The organism is Dryocola mayonis, assembly GCF_051307045.1.
Taxonomy (GTDB): domain Bacteria; phylum Pseudomonadota; class Gammaproteobacteria; order Enterobacterales; family Enterobacteriaceae; genus Dryocola.
This window is the reverse complement of the sequence record NZ_CP150452.1, coordinates 2449494-2465021: the sequence shown is the minus strand read 5'-3', so window position 1 is coordinate 2465021 and position 15528 is coordinate 2449494. Positions and strand designations below refer to the sequence as shown.

General features: G+C 56.2%; 12 protein-coding genes. 3 read left to right on the top strand and 9 right to left on the bottom strand.

All coding sequences use genetic code 11. The annotated features are described in order from the left end of the window. Positions 1 to 54 precede the first annotated feature (54 nt). Positions 55 to 966: a muramoyltetrapeptide carboxypeptidase gene (gene ldcA / locus WLO32_RS11905; protein WP_435945348.1), complete on the bottom strand. Its 912-nt coding sequence runs from the start codon at positions 964 to 966 to the stop codon at positions 55 to 57. A gap of 118 nt (positions 967 to 1084) precedes the next feature. On the opposite strand from ldcA, the gene emtA reads away from it, so the two are divergent. Further along, positions 1085 to 1693 (top strand): membrane-bound lytic murein transglycosylase EmtA, encoded by a 609-nt coding sequence (gene emtA, locus WLO32_RS11900; protein WP_435945347.1) that lies wholly within the window; start codon positions 1085 to 1087, stop codon positions 1691 to 1693. Between the two features lie 14 nt (positions 1694 to 1707). Here emtA and ycgR read toward each other — a convergent pair whose 3' ends face one another. Further along, entirely contained in the window at positions 1708 to 2439 is a 732-nt protein-coding gene (gene ycgR, locus WLO32_RS11895) for a flagellar brake protein YcgR (protein WP_435945346.1), read from the bottom strand. 241 nt (positions 2440 to 2680) lie between these two features. Between ycgR and WLO32_RS11890 the strand changes: the two genes are divergently transcribed. Beyond that, on the top strand, positions 2681 to 2932 hold the full coding sequence (locus tag WLO32_RS11890; protein WP_435945345.1) for a GlsB/YeaQ/YmgE family stress response membrane protein: 252 nt from the start codon (positions 2681 to 2683) through the stop codon (positions 2930 to 2932). A gap of 70 nt (positions 2933 to 3002) precedes the next feature. On the opposite strand, the gene WLO32_RS11885 is transcribed toward WLO32_RS11890, so the two are convergent. The 7 genes from WLO32_RS11885 to WLO32_RS11855 all read right to left on the bottom strand — a co-directional run bounded on the left by WLO32_RS11885 (position 3003) and on the right by WLO32_RS11855 (position 13187). Then, complete coding sequence (locus WLO32_RS11885; protein WP_435945344.1) at positions 3003 to 3146, bottom strand: hypothetical protein; 144 nt, start codon at positions 3144 to 3146, stop codon at positions 3003 to 3005. A 24-nt stretch (positions 3147 to 3170) separates the two neighbouring features. After that, positions 3171 to 5477 carry an FdhF/YdeP family oxidoreductase gene (locus tag WLO32_RS11880; RefSeq protein WP_435945343.1) on the bottom strand — a complete coding sequence of 769 codons (2307 nt, stop codon included), beginning with the start codon at positions 5475 to 5477 and terminating at the stop codon, positions 3171 to 3173. A 380-nt stretch (positions 5478 to 5857) separates the two neighbouring features. Further along, positions 5858 to 8035, bottom strand: a complete 2178-nt coding sequence (locus WLO32_RS11875; RefSeq protein WP_435945342.1) for a TonB-dependent siderophore receptor — start codon at positions 8033 to 8035, stop codon at positions 5858 to 5860. Positions 8036 to 8303: 268 nt separating this feature from the next. Continuing rightward, a complete protein-coding gene (gene treA, locus WLO32_RS11870; RefSeq protein WP_435945341.1) occupies positions 8304 to 10031 on the bottom strand; it encodes an alpha,alpha-trehalase TreA in 1728 nt (575 codons plus the stop codon). 141 nt (positions 10032 to 10172) lie between these two features. Next, on the bottom strand, positions 10173 to 11561 hold the full coding sequence (locus WLO32_RS11865; RefSeq protein WP_435948293.1) for a serine/threonine protein kinase: 1389 nt from the start codon (positions 11559 to 11561) through the stop codon (positions 10173 to 10175). 39 nt (positions 11562 to 11600) lie between these two features. Continuing rightward, complete coding sequence (locus WLO32_RS11860) at positions 11601 to 12551, bottom strand: hypothetical protein (protein ID WP_435945340.1); 951 nt, start codon at positions 12549 to 12551, stop codon at positions 11601 to 11603. Positions 12552 to 12686: 135 nt separating this feature from the next. Continuing rightward, positions 12687 to 13187, bottom strand: coding sequence for an SH3 domain-containing protein (locus WLO32_RS11855; RefSeq protein WP_435945339.1), 501 nt, complete (start codon positions 13185 to 13187; stop codon positions 12687 to 12689). A 943-nt stretch (positions 13188 to 14130) separates the two neighbouring features. Between WLO32_RS11855 and WLO32_RS11850 the strand changes: the two genes are divergently transcribed. Continuing rightward, positions 14131 to 15513, top strand: a complete 1383-nt coding sequence (locus WLO32_RS11850; RefSeq protein ID WP_435948292.1) for a diaminobutyrate--2-oxoglutarate transaminase — start codon at positions 14131 to 14133, stop codon at positions 15511 to 15513. Positions 15514 to 15528 lie beyond the last annotated feature (15 nt).

The window sequence follows — 15528 nt, the reverse complement described above, 5'->3', positions numbered from 1 at the left end:
TGCAAAATGTTAACACGGAAGTGGCTGCTTAAACGTCCGAAAAGCAGGCTTTTTTCATTTAATAACCTGATGGCCGCCGATCGTCAGCACGCTTTCGTCTCCGTTGTGCTTTAATTCGCCAAAAGCGCCGAGCGGCAGGGTCACCGTTTGCGGCTCATGCCCGAACGGCAGGCCCGGCAGCACGGGAATGGCGAGCCTTTCCGTCAGCATTTTGCACATTTCGTTAAAATCATAGCCCGCATCATAATCGCTGAGCGTCGTGCCGTTGAAACTGCCGAGAATCAGCGCTTTTTGACGCCGCAGAATTCCCGCGTTGTGCAGCTGTAGCAGCATGCGTTCAACGCGGAAAGGATGCTCGTTGATATCCTCAACCACCAGAATTCCGCCGTCGATTGCCGGCAGCCACGGCGAGCCCGTCAGCGAAACCAGCATCGCGAGATTGCCGCCCCAGAGGGTGCCGGCAGCCGAACAGGCCGGAGCCGTGTTTTGCCAGCTTACGCTAAAGCAGGGCTCGGTAATCGCCCGCCAGAAATGCTGCCAGGTGTAGCCGTCCAGCTCTTCTGCGCCGAAATTTCCCGCAAGCATCGGCCCGCTGAAGGTGATGACGCCGCACTGCGCCAGCAGGGCAAGCTGGATGGCGGTGAAATCGCTGTGGCCGCAGATCACGGGCGTACGGCTCCGTAACGCATGGCCGAGGCGGGAATAATCAATCTGATCGAGCAGGCGGGTGGCCCCGTAGCCGCCGCGTACGGCAAGAACGATATCGCACTCGGGAGAAAGCGAGGCGAGCTGGTGGATATCGGCCAGGCGCTCTTCGTCGGTGCCGGCAAAGCGTTGAAAGCGCCGGCCTACCGCCTGCTGATTATCAACCTGATGCCCGGCATCCTGCAGACGCTTAATGCCGCGCGCCGCCGCCGCCTGGTTAACACAATAGCCCGAAGGGGCAATCAAACGAATCAGAGACATGGCATTTCCTGGCCGTGGGGTAATTAGTTATGATGCCGTTATCCGGAGCGGTTGTCACTCGCCCGGCGGCGTTGAAACGGCGTAATAACGAGCAAAGTATTTAATAAGGATAGATGGCGTGAAAATAAGATGGCTGATTGTTTTGGTTCTGTTTCTGGCAGGGTGTTCCAGTCACACCGCTAAACAACCGGAATGGGATGCGACGAAACCGGTTCAGCGCGCGCTTACCTGGATGCCGATAACCGAACAGGCGGGTCAGGAGTGGGGCGTGAGCCCGCGGGTGATTACGGCGATCATCGCCGTGGAGTCCGGCGGCAATCCGGCGCTGGTCAGTAAATCTAACGCTGTCGGCCTGATGCAGATTAAAGCTTCAACCGCAGGCGCCGACGTTTATCGCCATCTGGGATGGAGCGGGCAACCGTCCACCAGCGAGCTGAAGGATCCGGCGCGTAATATCTCTATCGGGACGGCCTACCTCAGCATTATGGAGCACGGCATCCTCGCCGGCATTCAGGACCCGCAAACCATGCAGTACGCGCTGCTGGTGTCCTATGCGAATGGGGCGGGAGCGCTGCTCAGGACGTTTTCCGCGGACCGCAAAAAAGCCATCAGCGAAATCAACGACCTGAGTCCTGACGAGTTCTGGCAATACGTCGCGAAGAACCATCCTGCCGCTCAGGCGCCACGCTACTTATATAAAGTATCGCGGGCCATGGAAGCGATGTAGCGGGCAAATAAATCCTATTTAACGCGGTTGGCCTTTTCCCGGGCCGACCGCTCCAGCGAGAAAATAATCCGCTGTAATTCCCGCTCAACCGCCGGGTTGACGTTCAGAAAGCGGAAGCTCAGGCGCGGCGTGACGATGGTCTGATTCTTGCTGTCCACCACCTGGCGTTCTGAAAGCATCACCAGCTGCATATCAACGTAAAATCTCCCCCACTCCATAAGATCGATTTCCACCTGCGCAAAGCGCATGCCGGCGCAAAGCCCGTCGGGCAATGGCCCGTTGACCAAAGCGCCCATGCCGCCGAGGGATAAGTCGCACAGTCTGAAATCGAAAGGAGCGCCGTCAGGCAGGGTAGTGTGGCAGAAATAAAACGGATGGAGCGGGGCGTTGATACGGAAATACTCCCGACGCTGCACGAACCACAACGTTTGCGGCAGCGGCGCGCTAAAGGCCGGCAGGTTAAGGTAATTCACGGCCTGCAGCCCGGGCAGCGTGAACTCCACTTTCGCCCCCTGGGTTTCCGCCGTGAACTGAATATCGACGGCTTTCTGCACCGCCAGGTTTTCCTGGTTCTGGCTGCCAAAATCCATCACCATCTGCGCCGGGGAAACGTCCAGAATCTTACTGATAAATTGTCCCGTGTTCCAGCTAAGGCGTACCGGCACCTGGTGCTTATGGAGGTCGCGCAACACGCCTAAAACGGCGAGAGGACTTTGCTTCAGAAACTGCTCGTTATAGTTACTCAAGGCCCTGGCCCTTGTGATGTTCTGAGATGATGTTAAGGCAGATTATCGGCAGCAGAAAAAGAAACTTAAGATAAATCTCAGCAAGTTAGCGCAATATTTCCAGCGATCTTCCAGTAAACTAGTGATGCCAGTCACGTTTTCCTATGGCTTGATTATACTTAGCGTACCGACAGTCGGAACCCTGCGTGGTGCAGCGGCCCGGCTTTGTTACTACACACAATAATGAAGAGGACTTTCAAAAATGGGTATCATTGCCTGGATTGTATTCGGTTTAATTGCGGGTGTTATTGCCAAACTCATCATGCCCGGCAGAGACGGCGGCGGTTTTATTCTGACCTGTATTCTGGGCGTTGTAGGCGCCCTGGTGGGCGGATGGTTAGCGACCTTCTTCCATATTGGCGGCACGGTAACGGGCTTTAACCTGCCAAGCTTCCTGGTGGCGGTCGTGGGCGCCATCGTCGTGCTGGCGATTTTCCGTATGGTTCGCCGTTAACTTTCCGCACGATTTTTGATCTTAAAAAGCCAGCCTCAGGGCTGGCTTTTTATTTAGCTTCCGTGCATGGCTACCACGTCGCGGGATAGATGATTATCCCAAGCCCCATCAGGCAGCCGCCGGCGATAAACAAATGCAGGCGACGATGTCGACCGGCAAGCGCCAGCAGCAGGTTAATAAAGCTCACCGTAAGCAGCGTAAATAAAGCAGCCATTTTAAACTCCCTCCGTCATGTCCTTTATGACACCTTCAGCCTGCGGGTTACCGCCTCTACGATCACCGGCGCGCTTTTATACGCAGGCGTAGCGCTTTGTCTGTCGTGATGCTCCAAATCGATAAGAATATTGGCTTCCGGGTAATAAGCCCCCACCGCGCCCGCGGCCATTTCATGAATAACCACCGTCAGCCCTGCAAGCATGCGGTCATGCCTTATACCTTCACGGCCGACGGCTTTCAGGTTGACGATATCCCCGGCGCTAAGGCCCAGGCTTTTGGCCTGCATTTCGCTGATAAACATCACGTCCCGGCGCCCGGTAATGCCGCGATAACGATCGTTCATGCCGTAAATAGTGGTGTTGTACTGATCGTGGCTGCGCATGGTGGTCAGCATCAGCGTGTTTTCCGGCAGCCAACTTTCAGCGCCTGCTTTTAGCTGGCAGACGAGGAAGTTCGCTTTTTCGCTGTCGGTAAGCCAGATCCTGCGCGAGGCGCCGTTCCACATTCTGAATCCGCCCGGCTGTTCGATGCGCTGGTTGTAATCGGTAAAACCAGGCACCACGTCCTCAATGGCATCGCGGATAAGACGGTAGTCGTCCACCATTGCCTGCCAGTTCACTTTGCTGTGCGGGAGCGTGGCCATCGCCAGCCCGGCGACGATGGCCGGCTCCGAGCGCAGGTGAGGCGACGCCGGTTTTAGCGAGCCGCAGGAAGCGTGCACCATAGACATGGAGTCTTCGACGGTGACGCTCTGTATGCCGCTTGCCTGCACATCGCGTTCGGTACGCCCCAGCACCGGCAGGATGTAGCTGTGTCGGGCCGTCAGCAGATGTGAACGATTAAGCTTGGTGGTCATATGCACCGCTAAATCCAGCCCGCGCATTGCCGGGTAGGTCACCAGCGGATCCGGCATCGCCACGGCCATATTACCGCCGAGGCAGATAAGGGCTTTAGAACGGCCGTCACGAATCGCCCTGACGCTCTCTACCGCCGAGTGCCCGTGTTTACGCGGCGCGCGAAAACCGAAGCGCCTTTCAAGCGCCTGCAGGAAGGCCTCGCTCGGCGCTTCGTTAATCCCTACGGACCGATCGCCCTGCACGTTGGAGTGGCCGCGCAGCGGACAAATGCCCGCGCCTTTACGCCCCATATTCCCTTTGAGCAGCAACAGGTTAGCCAGCTGCTGAATGTTCTCCGAACCGTTTTCGTGCTGGGTGATGCCCAGACCGTAGCTGATAATGGTGGCCCTGGCGCTTTCGTAGCAGTGCGTCAGCTCGGCGATCTGCTGGAAGCTTAAGCCCGAGGACGAAATAATGCTCTGCCAGGTGGTTTTCGCTAAATCTTCTGCCAGCTCCCGGAAGCCCGTGGTGTGCTCGGCGATAAAAGCTTTATCAATAACGTCTGGCTTGCCGTGGATTTCCGCCGCCAGCTGATGCTCCAGCAGCAGCTTCATAATGCCTTTTATCAGCGCCACATCGCCGCCGACGCGCACGTTATATAAAGCGCTGCTAAGCTGCGTCGAGCCGTTGGTCAGCATGTCAACCGGGCTTTGCGGGAAGCTGAATTTTTCCAGCCCGCGCTCGCGCAGCGGATTGATGGTGACGATCTTTGCGCCGCGCAGGGCGGCTTCCCGCAGCGTGGAGAGCATGCGCGGATGGTTGGTGGCCGGATTATGGCCGACGCAGATAACCAGATCGCAGTGCTCAAAGTCTTCTAAGGCCACGGTACCTTTACCGATGCCGATGGACTGCGGCAGGCCGATGCTGGTCGGGCCGTGGCACATGTTTGAACAGTCGGGAAAGTTATTGGTGCCGTACTCGCGGGCGAACAGCTGATACAGGAATGCCGCTTCGTTGGAGGCGCGCCCGGAGGTATAGAACTCTACGCTGTCGGGATCGTTATAATCACGCAGGCGCTCACCGATTTCCTGCAGCGCCTGTTCCCAGCTGATGGGCTGATAGGTATCGCTTTGCGCATCGTATTTAACGGGATGGGTTAAACGCCCTTCGTCTTCAAGCCTGAAATCACTCCAGTTCCACAGTTCGCTTACCGGATGCGCGGCGAGAAATTCTGGCGTCACTTTTTTCGTTGTGGCTTCCCATGACACGGCCTTTACGCCGTTTTCGCACAGTTCCATTGGCGAGCGGTGCTCGGGGTCAGGCCAGGCGCAGCCTGGACAATCAAACCCTTTGACCTGGTTCATCCTGAAAATTGCAATTACCCCGCGGCGCAGGGTTTTTTGCCCACGTACCGCCTGTGCAACGGCTTTAACCGCGCCCCAGCCGCCTGCCGCGCCGTGGTAATCGCGGATACCTTCAGCATTCTGTTTCATTAATTCACTGCCCGAATGACGAGTAAAAGATCGGTTCTCCGATAATTCAGGCGGGCACCTTAGCAAAAAAGAGACGCGCAGCCGGGATGCTCAGGGGGTAACAATGGTCAGGCTGAATACCCCCTGTAAGAATCAGGAGGCCGGCCTGCTGCGTTAAAAAAGGGCAATATTGTTAAATATTGGCGCGGATATATTCACCATGAATTACTTTTCGCCAAAACTTTGCCCCCAAAGAGTTAGCTTCCAGGAGTGGGTATTCGCCGCTTTCTTTACTCCTTAATTTATTTATGCGCGGTCTGAGGTAGCGATAAAAAAAGCCGGTCAGTTTTACCCGACCGGCTCGAAGAGCAGGGCTGTGGAAGAAATCGATTAGAAATCGATTAGAAATCGTAGCCCACGGTGGCGATGACCGAACGCTCGGCGCCCCAGTAGCAATAGCCGGTGCCGTAGCAGCCCGCGACGTAATCACGCCCGGTCAGATTGGTGGCGTTCAGCTGCACGTAGGCGCCTTTCAGCGCCGGCGTCCACGCGCCCATATCGGCGCGCACCATCGCGTCGAGCAGCGTTACGGAAGGCACGCGCAGGGTATTTTCGTTATCCGCCCACTGTTTGCCGATGTAGCGTATCCCGGCGCCCAGGCTGATGCCGAAATCGGCTTTGAACCTGCCCCACAGGCTCGCCATTTGATCCGGCGTTACGTACGGCGTGTTTCCGTCGTTGCCGTCGATGGCGTCTTTAAAGCGGACCTTGTTCCAGGTATAGCCCGCGATAGTCGAGAAGCGATCGTTCCACTGCGAGCGGGCCTCCAGCTCGACACCCTGCGAGTGCACTTTACCCGCAGGCTCGTAGTAGCTGCCCTGCACAACGCGGTTGCCCACATCTTTCTGGGTCAGATCGTATAGCGCAACGGTGTACATATCCGCCGTGCCCACGGGCTGGTACTTCAGGCCCGCTTCGTACTGCTCGGCGGTCGTGGGCTTCAGCAGCTTGCCGTCGGCGCCCGGCAGTACCTGCGGGGTGATTGCCTGGCTGTAGCTGACGTAAGGAGAAACACCGTTCTGGAACGCGTAAAGCAGCGAAGCGCGGCCGCTGAAATGGTCGTCGGTGCGGTTATCGGTAACGTCGCTTGCGATAGCTGGCGCAACGATATGGCTTTTGGTGACGATATGGTCGTAGCGGCCGGACAGCGTCATGTGCCACTGATTCCATTGCATATCGTCCTGCAGATAGGCGCCGCTTTGCTCATACTGGCGCTTGCCGGACTTAGTCAGCAGACCCTGATTGATAGTGGAGTAGGTGGGATCCCGCGGATCGTAGTAATAAAAACCGCCCGCGCCGCCGGACTCGCCGGTCCACGGATTCAGGTTTGTCGTATAAGCGGAGTCGTCGGAAAGATTGTTGCTGTATTTATGGAATTCGCCTCCCAGCACGACCTTATGCTCCAGCTCGCCGGTGGCGAAATCAGCTTCCAGCTGGTTATCGATTGCCCAGGCGTCAAGGGAGGAGGTTTCGCCGCTGTAATAGCGCATCAGCTCGTCGTGCGCCGTATCCGCCCAGCCGATCTGGTAAGCCTGCTTCAGGTCTACGTTCGAGTGGGTATAGCTCGCGTTGGAGCGGAACGCCCAGACGTCGTTAAAGCTGTGGGCAAACTCATAGCTGTAAATCTGCTGATGGCGTTTGAATTCATCGTTACCGGGCTCTACGTCAGAATAACCGGTGCTGATTTTACGCCCGGTGCTGGAATAAATACTGCCGTCGGCGGGAACGGAGCCGTGGAAGCCGCCGGACGGATCTTTTTCCAGATACGCGCGCAGCAGCAGGGATGTATTTTCGTCCGGCTGCCAGAGGACGGAAGGCGAAATCGCGTAACGCTCTTCACGAGTGTGCTCATACTGGGTGTCGGTATTTTTCGTCATACCGGTAAGACGCCAGGCCCAGTCGTCGTTTATCGCATTGGTGTAGTCGAATGCCGTGCCGTTGGTATTGTTATTACCGTACTGGGCGCGCACGTGGCCTTCTTCGACAAACTGTGGGCGTTTGGAGGTTTCCATTACCAGGCCGCCGGGAACCGTTTGCCCGTAAAGCGCGGAGGAGGGGCCTTTGATAACGTCGATACGCTCGAGGAACCAGGGATCGATCTGCACCACGTTGTAGCTGCCGCCGTCGCTCATCAGACGCAGGCCGTCCAGGAAGGTGTTGTCCACGTCGCCGCCGTGGAAGCCACGCAGGGCGACGGTGTCATAACGCGTTGCGCCGCCAGCGAAGCCGGTAAAGGCCCCTGGCGTATAGTTAAGCGCATTGTTGACGGACAAGGCGCCCTGATCTTCAATCTGTTGGCGAGTGACTACCGAAACGGACTGAGCGGTGGTAATAAGAGGCTTATCGGTTTTGGTCGCCCCGCGGCTGACGGGAGCGGTGTAACCCTGGGTCTGGCTGGTGGCGGTTTCCGCCGGTTTGGCGGTGACGACGACCGTGTCTTCGGCCATAACGTATGCCGGAGCGGCAAGCGCAAGCGCGCAGAGTAAAGCGGAGCGCTTTACGGTGAATGCCAGTTTCATTTTCTTATTTTCCCGTGAAGGTAGAGTTGGAATCACATAAGGACGCCGTAAGCCATCAAGGCCGCCAGGCGTCTGGGGCTGCCACTGCATATGGAATGCGAATTATTATCGTTATTGTTAGCGGTTTCAAGTGCGGAATCTGGCGGGGAGAAGATTAAAAAACCATGATAAAAAGGATGTTTTTTGCGACCGGGAAGGGTGAAGAAGGCGGGTAAGCATGGCGCTACCCGCCGGATTGAATAAGGTTGCTAACCCGCCTTAATCATTGTCATTGCGCCACGGAAGGCTGCGGCGCTTGCTCAGGCGTTGTGGAGGTCGCAGGGCCGGGCGTTGCGGAAGGAAGCTTGTCCGGCGTTGAATCGCACGGTTTTTCACTGCCGCAGAGCATATCGAGCATTTTTAACGTTACGCCGTTGGTCCAGCCAAAGCCGTCCTGCAACGGATATTCTCCGCCGCCGCCGCCCGTACCGGTGCTCGTCACATCATATTTTTCCACCAGTTTTTTCTCGCGGTTATACGTGTGCTGAACGTTGGTCAGGAAACGCCAGGTGACCTCCATCGCGAGGTCTTTATGGCCGTAGTTCTGCAAACCTTCGGTGGCTACCCACTGTAGCGGGGCCCAGCCGTTCGGGGCATCCCACTGCTGGCCCGTTTTCACATTGGTGGTCGCAAGCCCGCCGGCCTTCAGCAGCTGCGCGCGGGTAACGCCGGCCATCTTGTCAGCGCGATCCTTTGACGCCAGGTTTACATACAGCGGGAACAACGCCGCCGCGGTTAACTGGTTTCTTACGGCGTTACGTTTCAAATCGTAATCCGCATACCAGCCTTCTTTGGCGTTCCACATATTCGCTTCAATGGCCTTCTGGCGCGCGTCCGCCAGCTGCTGATACTCTTTCGCCGCCGCGTCGTCTTTCGCCGCGGTGCTGGCATGCGCCAGGGTTTTTTCAAGCTGGTACATCAGCGCGTTCAAATCCACCGGCACGATAGAGGTGGTGCGAATGGAGCCCAGCTGGTTTGGATCGTCCATCCAGCGCGAGCTGAAGTCCCAGCCCGATGCGGCGCCCGCGCGCAGGTCACGGTAAATCTCCGTGGCCGGGCGGTCCGGGTTGTTTTTTGCCGTGGTCACGTCGTCAAGCCAGGATTCGGTACGCGGCGTGTCGCGATCGTCCCAGTAGCGGTTCAGAACCGAACCATCCTTAAGCTTCACCACGCGCTTGTTCGCCTCGCCCTGCGCCAGGCTATCGCTGCCTTCCATCCAGTAGGCGTACTCTTTTTTAAGCTGCGGCAGGTATCTGGTATAAACCTCGTCGCCGTTATGGCCGGCGAGCAGTTCGACCATAAACGAGAAGAACGGCGGCTGCGAGCGGCTCAGATAATAGCTGCGGTTGCCGTTGGGAATATGGCCCCAGGTGTCAATCTCGCTGGCAAAGTTATCGGTCATGTCCTGCACTTTGTCCCAGTGTCCGCTTTCGGCAAGGCCCATCATGGTGAAGTAGCTGTCCCAGTAATAGACTTCGCGGAAGCGGCCGCCCGGCACCACGTAAGGTTTGGGCAGCGGCAGCAGGGAATCCCATTTGCCGGCGCTGTCCGTCGTGCGCGTCAGAACGGGCCACAGGCCGTCAATATGTTCGCGCAGCGATTGCCCCGCGGGGGGAACGTATTTTTCACCGTCTTTCGGCAGGACGAAGTTCACCTCGACAAAATGCTTCAGGTCAAAGCTGGACTGGCTGCGCTGCATCCGGTAATCAGCCAGGATCGTCAGCGGGTCGCTTTTCGGCACCGCATCGGCAAAGGTTTTCTGATCCGGGAAAAGCTTCGCGGACTGCACATCGGTGAATAGCGGCCCGAGCAGGGCGTCCGGCGGCTGCGGCTGGGTACGGATTTGTGAAGTGTCATCGGCAGCGGCGGGAAGGGTGAAAGTAACGAAGGCGCATCCAAGCGCCATCTGGACAACAAGCAGCAGCGCTCGCGGACGGCGCAAAACAGGATTTATCATCTAATGTTCTCCTTTGCAGGATCGCAGCCAAAAGTTTACCGCGATCAACCATATGAAAACCTTAGACGAATTTGAACGAGCCTGTGTGCAGGATGTAGCAAAAGTGACGAAAGCAGATAAATTACCTCCGCCACTTAAGTTTTACTCTTGTGGATTTAAAAGCCAGGTGCCGGGTTTATCCACGGATAGCGTTACGCTGCGTGAGCGGCCCTGGTTAAGCAGCGTAACCGTATATTTCCCCGCGGGGAGCTGCAGAACGCCGTAGCCATTAGTGATGGGGATATTTTTTTGCGGCTTACCGTTAACCTCCATCTGTTCGCCATCTTCAATGCGAATATAAACGCGGGCCGTCGGGCTGCTGGCGGGCGCGGCGGCCGGCGCGGCCGCAGAATCGGCTTTGCCCTTCGCAGCCAAAGTTTCGCTGGCCGGTGCCGGCTCACCGGCAGGCGTCTGCGGCGCTCTGCCAAATATGACTGCGCCGACGATAATCCCCACCAGAACGCCTGCGGCAATCTGCAGCGGGGATTTATAACGTTTCCACAGCGGCAATACGCCGGCGCCGGTTTCTTCTTCCTCGACCGCGACCAGCATTGTGCCGGGCTTTTTAGCGCCGGAAAGCTCACCGATGTCCCCTAACGGGATCTCCGCCAGGGCCGCAAATTCTGCAATGGACTGCGGACGGTCTTCGGGCTTGAGCGCCAGCGCGCGGTCCACCGCCAGCAGCAAACTTTGCGAGTAGCCTTTTGGCTGGGTTTCTGCAAGAAGCGCGCAGGTATCCTGGATGCTGCGGGCAACGCTTGCCTGCGGGCTGGCGCCGGTAATAAGCGTGTAGATCACCGCGCCTAAAGCATAAATATCCGTCCACGGACCAAGCTGGTTTTCCAGGTCCTCGGTGTACTGCTCAAGCGGGGCGAAGCCGGGATGCAGCAGCGTTTTGCTTTCGTCGCTCAGGCCGTTTACGTTGCGGCGCGAGGCGGCGAAGTTAAGCAGCAGCGGGATGCCGTTGTCCTGAATCTGAATGCTTTTAAGCGACAGATCGCGATGGATATAGTCGCCCTCATGGAGCGCGGCGAGGGCGCCGCACAACATCGGCAGCATGCGCCTTATCCAGGCTTCATCAATAATTTCCGGCTGCTGCTGATGCAGTTCCGCAAGGGAAATGCCGCTGTAGAACAGCGTGGCGGTATAGGCGGTTTCGTTTAACGTCCAGAAGCGCAGCACCTGCAGCAGATTCGGATGGTTGAAATGGGCGAGCTGGCGCGCCTCCTGGATAAAGCTGTTCAGGCCGGCGTTAAACGCGGCGCTGTCCTGCTTGCTGCGCAAAACCAGGCGCATATTATCGCTGCGCACCGTCAGGGCTCGCGGCATAAATTCGCGGATGGCGACCGGGCGTTCAAGCTGGTGATCCCAGGCGCGATAGATGATGCCGGCGTTGGTTGAATCAATGACTTCCTGAATTTCAAACTCGTCGAAGCGATAACCGGGCGGCAGAGCGTCGGGGATCCTTGGGGTGTAGTCGTTATCTGTCATCATGGCCTTATGTGCTCGAAAATTGACGAATATTCAGGGTTATTTCTGGGCACGCCAGGCACCGACTGCCGGATCGCGCAATTGCGGATGCAGGGAATCAATCAATAACAGCGTTATGTTGGCGTCGGGCTCAAGCCAGCCGGACCAGACTTTACGCACCTCGTTAAGCCGGGTTTGCAGGCGGGTCTCGTCAAGCGCCATTTCGCGCGGCACTTCAACGGCAATAGTACCGCTGGCCTGCCAGCCGTTGAGCTCGGGTTTATAAGGCAGAATCATCCAGCTTAGAGGAGCGTGCTCCGTGCTGACCACCATACGTTCATTATTCAGGCCGGTAATAAGCAGGCTGTCCGCGTTGGCGTTGCTGTTTAAACCGCTGACCGGGAAACCGTGCACAAAAGTCATGGCGAGGCGTTTTTCGCCGTTTTTGCCGCTTTGAATGATTTCGCTGCGCCCGTTGAGCCAGCCGCCTTTTTCGCATTTGCCGTCAGGAATAAAGAGGGCGGAAGTCTCCGCGTCCCCCTGCCAGAAAGTGCGCAGATGGCAGCCGTCCTGCAGGGTGAACTCCTGCCACGGCGTGCGGTCGGCCGGAGGAGACATCTCTTCAGCGCGTTCAGCGGAGTTTACCGTGCCCGCAACGACCGGGGCGATGGTCACCGCCCAGTCGCTGCTTTTCGTCGTGGTGCCGTAGGCCAGCGTATCGCCCCGGTCATCCTCCATCCGCCAGCTGACGCTTTCGATTTTTGCGCACTGGTTTTCCAGCAGGGTGCCAAGACGGGGCATAAAGGTATTCAGTAAGGAAGGATTTTTATCACCGTTGGCGACAATACGCAGCGGCAGCTCCGTGTCGCACCAGCTTTGCGGAGAGTTATTCTTGATGTTATCTATCCAGACATCCAGCTTCAGCGAAGGGGATTGCACAAGACGATAGTTCCCTGCCAACACGGTTGTAGATGCCAGTAGCAATGCCACACCACAGAGCCAGAGTTTCATAAAATTCCTTGAAAGCCAAAATGAATAATGATGAGCGGGGCGCCGCATCAAGCAGAAGTTGATGTCGGACACGCCCCTATATTCTCATGGTAACTGTTTGTTTTAAATATTTACTTTCGCCTGCGCCCCGGCCGGTTAATCAATAATCCACGTTCCGCTGTTGGCGTTCTGGCACGCTTTGCTGTCGTTATCGACGGCCACACAGGTGGAGGCGGCTTTCTTCGAGGCCTTGCGCGGACGCGGCCGGTCTTTTTTCAGCGTCTGGTCATAAAGCTCGCTTTTGACCAGCGCGCGCATCGGCACATAGCCCAGCATTTCTTCTTTGTCCTGCTCGGCGACCGCAAGCCAGGCGTGCTCCACCTGGCCGAGTACCGTATAGGTCTGGCCGTTTTCAAGCTGGCTGATGACCTTGCCGCCAAAGTCCGGTTTGCTCATGATGGAGCCGGGGTAGAGCGCCCGATAGCTGGCGTTGATCGGCGTAAATTCGCTCGGCGCGGCTACCGCGTAACGGTGGGTCAAGGTTACGCCGTTAACCTCGCTGGTTACCAGGGTATCGTCCGTCATTTTCGGGGGCGGTGCTTTACATCCAACTACGCTTGTGACCACAAGAAGGGCTAACAGATTTCGCAATTTCATTGTGACTTTCCCTGAAAAAATGGTTTAGACCCGACTGACGTGGAGCGTGCGAGTGCCGCAGAGAAAAAATAGTCCATGGAGCAGGAAATGCCCATCGACATTTTACCTTATGAGCAGGAAACGTCCCGGTCGGAATAGCAAAATTATACGCATGGGTTAAGCATAGTAGCCGTGATTTTACATAGCCTGAATAACAATTCAATGGTGAGATAAGCTGCGGACAACATTAAACGAAGCAGACATAAAAGAAGAGGGGCGCTTGCCGATGTGGCCTGCAGATGATGACCCCGTAAAGCCAGCTTAAGAAAAAGTCTTTCAATCAATGGGCTTAATTTAACTTATTGAATTTATTGTATTAAATTAGGATTGGTCCAGGCGGGGCAACGTTCGCCGCCGCGAAAAGAAAGCAGGCTGAAAGGATTTAACTGAGGTTAATCTTAAATCAGAGATATCTCTTTACTGGCGGCCGGTATTGTTTCGGGCCGCAGCGAAGCCGCTATTTTAACGGGTCGCCCATGCCCGATTCGATAAAGAATTTTTGAATGAACATTCTGCACAAGAATAAAGTGCGTCAGCCGGCCAGATAAAAAAGACGCCGGCAGGGAGGCCTGTATCCCAATTAATGAACATGTATCCAATATGCCTGATAGCGGAATTAAGCCGTTCGGCGACGGGAAGCGGGCAGAGAGGATGCACCGCCGTTAACGAAGCGCCGCCTGTGCAGTGCAAATATCTACCAAATAGCGATATGGCAGAACAAAAAACTTAAATCGTTTTAATATATTGATAATTATGACAAAATATAAACGCTTCCCGTTGAAATAAATTATTGAGTAGCGCGCTAAAAAAACCTATATTGGCCGCGTTTTTCACAGGCTACCTATTTTCCTTTCAATTATTCAACCGTGGCGCGGTCCATAACCCCGGTTGTAGGAGTGATATGATGACGGATAAAGTCCGTATTGATACTTTTGGTGCGAATTCATTAGAAGGCAACAACGAGACTTATTTAGCCAGACAGGCTGAATTTGAATCAAATGTCAGAAGCTATCCGCGCAAATTGCCGCTGGCAATCGCCAAAGCCGAAGGCGTATGGATAACAGACGTCGAGAATAATCAGTATCTTGACTGCCTGGCGGGAGCGGGAACCCTGGCTCTCGGGCATAATCATCCTGACATGCTGCAAAGCATCCAAAATGTCATTACCAGCGGCTTGCCGTTACATACACTGGATCTGACAACGCCGTTGAAAGATCGCTTCTCCGAATATCTGCTTTCTTTATTGCCTGAGCAGGGCAAAGACTACTGCCTGCAGTTCACCGGGCCGTCCGGCGCCGATGCGGTTGAAGCGGCGTTGAAACTGGCAAAAAAATACACCGGCCGTTCAGGCGTGATCAGCTTCTCCGGCGGCTATCACGGCATGACCCACGGCGCGCTGTCGGTTACCGGCAACCTGTCGCCGAAAGAAGCGGTCGACGGCATGATGCCGGAAGTACAGTTTATGCCTTATCCGCACCTGTACCGCTGCCCGCTGGGCATTGGCGGCGAGGCCGGCGTTAAGGCTTTGACCTATTACTTCGAAAACCTGATTAACGACGTTGAAAGCGGCGTGCGCAAACCTGCGGCGGTTATCCTTGAGGCGGTTCAGGGCGAAGGCGGCGTTAACCCGGCTCCCGTTGAGTGGCTGCAGCGCATTCGCAAAGTGACTCAGGAACACGGCATCCTGCTGATAATTGATGAAGTCCAGGCAGGCTTCGCGCGTACCGGTAAATTCTTCGCCTTTGAACACGCCGGCATTCAGCCGGACATCATCGTGATGTCAAAAGCCGTTGGCGGCGGTTTACCGCTGGCCGTGCTGGGCATCAAAAAAGAGTTCGACGCCTGGGAGCCTGGCCACCATACCGGTACCTTCCGCGGCAACCAGCTGGCTATGGCCACCGGTCTGACGACGTTAAAACACCTGAAAGAACACAACATCGCGGACAAAGTGGCCGCGCAGGGCGAATGGCTCAAAGGCAAACTGGCTGAATTGCAAAAGCGCTACCCGGTTATTGGCCATGTGCGCGGTCTGGGCCTGATGATCGGTATTGAGATCGTCAAGCCGAACGAAGCGCAGGATCATATGGGCTGCTACCCGGCCGACGCCGAGCTTTCCGCGCTGCTGCAGAAAAAATGCTTCCAGTCCGGGCTGATTCTGGAGCGCGGCGGCCGTAACGGCTGCGTGCTGCGCCTGCTGCCTTCACTGCTTATCACTAACGATGAGCTGGGCATTTTCCTGGATAAATTTGAGCAGGCCCTGTTAGCGGCCGGCGTCAAACCTGTCTGAACGGAGCAATAACCG

Excerpts from the sequence above, each read along its gene's own strand:
- ldcA (WP_435945348.1), bottom strand. The coding sequence starts at position 966 with ATGTCTCTGATTCGTTTGATTGCCCCTTCGGGCTATTGTGTTAACCAG.
- WLO32_RS11855 (WP_435945339.1), bottom strand. The coding sequence starts at position 13,187 with ATGAAATTGCGAAATCTGTTAGCCCTTCTTGTGGTCACAAGCGTAGTT.
- WLO32_RS11890 (WP_435945345.1), top strand. The coding sequence starts at position 2,681 with ATGGGTATCATTGCCTGGATTGTATTCGGTTTAATTGCGGGTGTTATT.
- treA (WP_435945341.1), bottom strand. The coding sequence starts at position 10,031 with ATGATAAATCCTGTTTTGCGCCGTCCGCGAGCGCTGCTGCTTGTTGTC.
- WLO32_RS11860 (WP_435945340.1), bottom strand. The coding sequence starts at position 12,551 with ATGAAACTCTGGCTCTGTGGTGTGGCATTGCTACTGGCATCTACAACC.
- WLO32_RS11865 (WP_435948293.1), bottom strand. The coding sequence starts at position 11,561 with ATGACAGATAACGACTACACCCCAAGGATCCCCGACGCTCTGCCGCCC.
- WLO32_RS11850 (WP_435948292.1), top strand. The coding sequence starts at position 14,131 with ATGACGGATAAAGTCCGTATTGATACTTTTGGTGCGAATTCATTAGAA.
- WLO32_RS11885 (WP_435945344.1), bottom strand. The coding sequence starts at position 3,146 with ATGGCTGCTTTATTTACGCTGCTTACGGTGAGCTTTATTAACCTGCTG.
- WLO32_RS11875 (WP_435945342.1), bottom strand. The coding sequence starts at position 8,035 with ATGAAACTGGCATTCACCGTAAAGCGCTCCGCTTTACTCTGCGCGCTT.
- WLO32_RS11880 (WP_435945343.1), bottom strand. The coding sequence starts at position 5,477 with ATGAAACAGAATGCTGAAGGTATCCGCGATTACCACGGCGCGGCAGGC.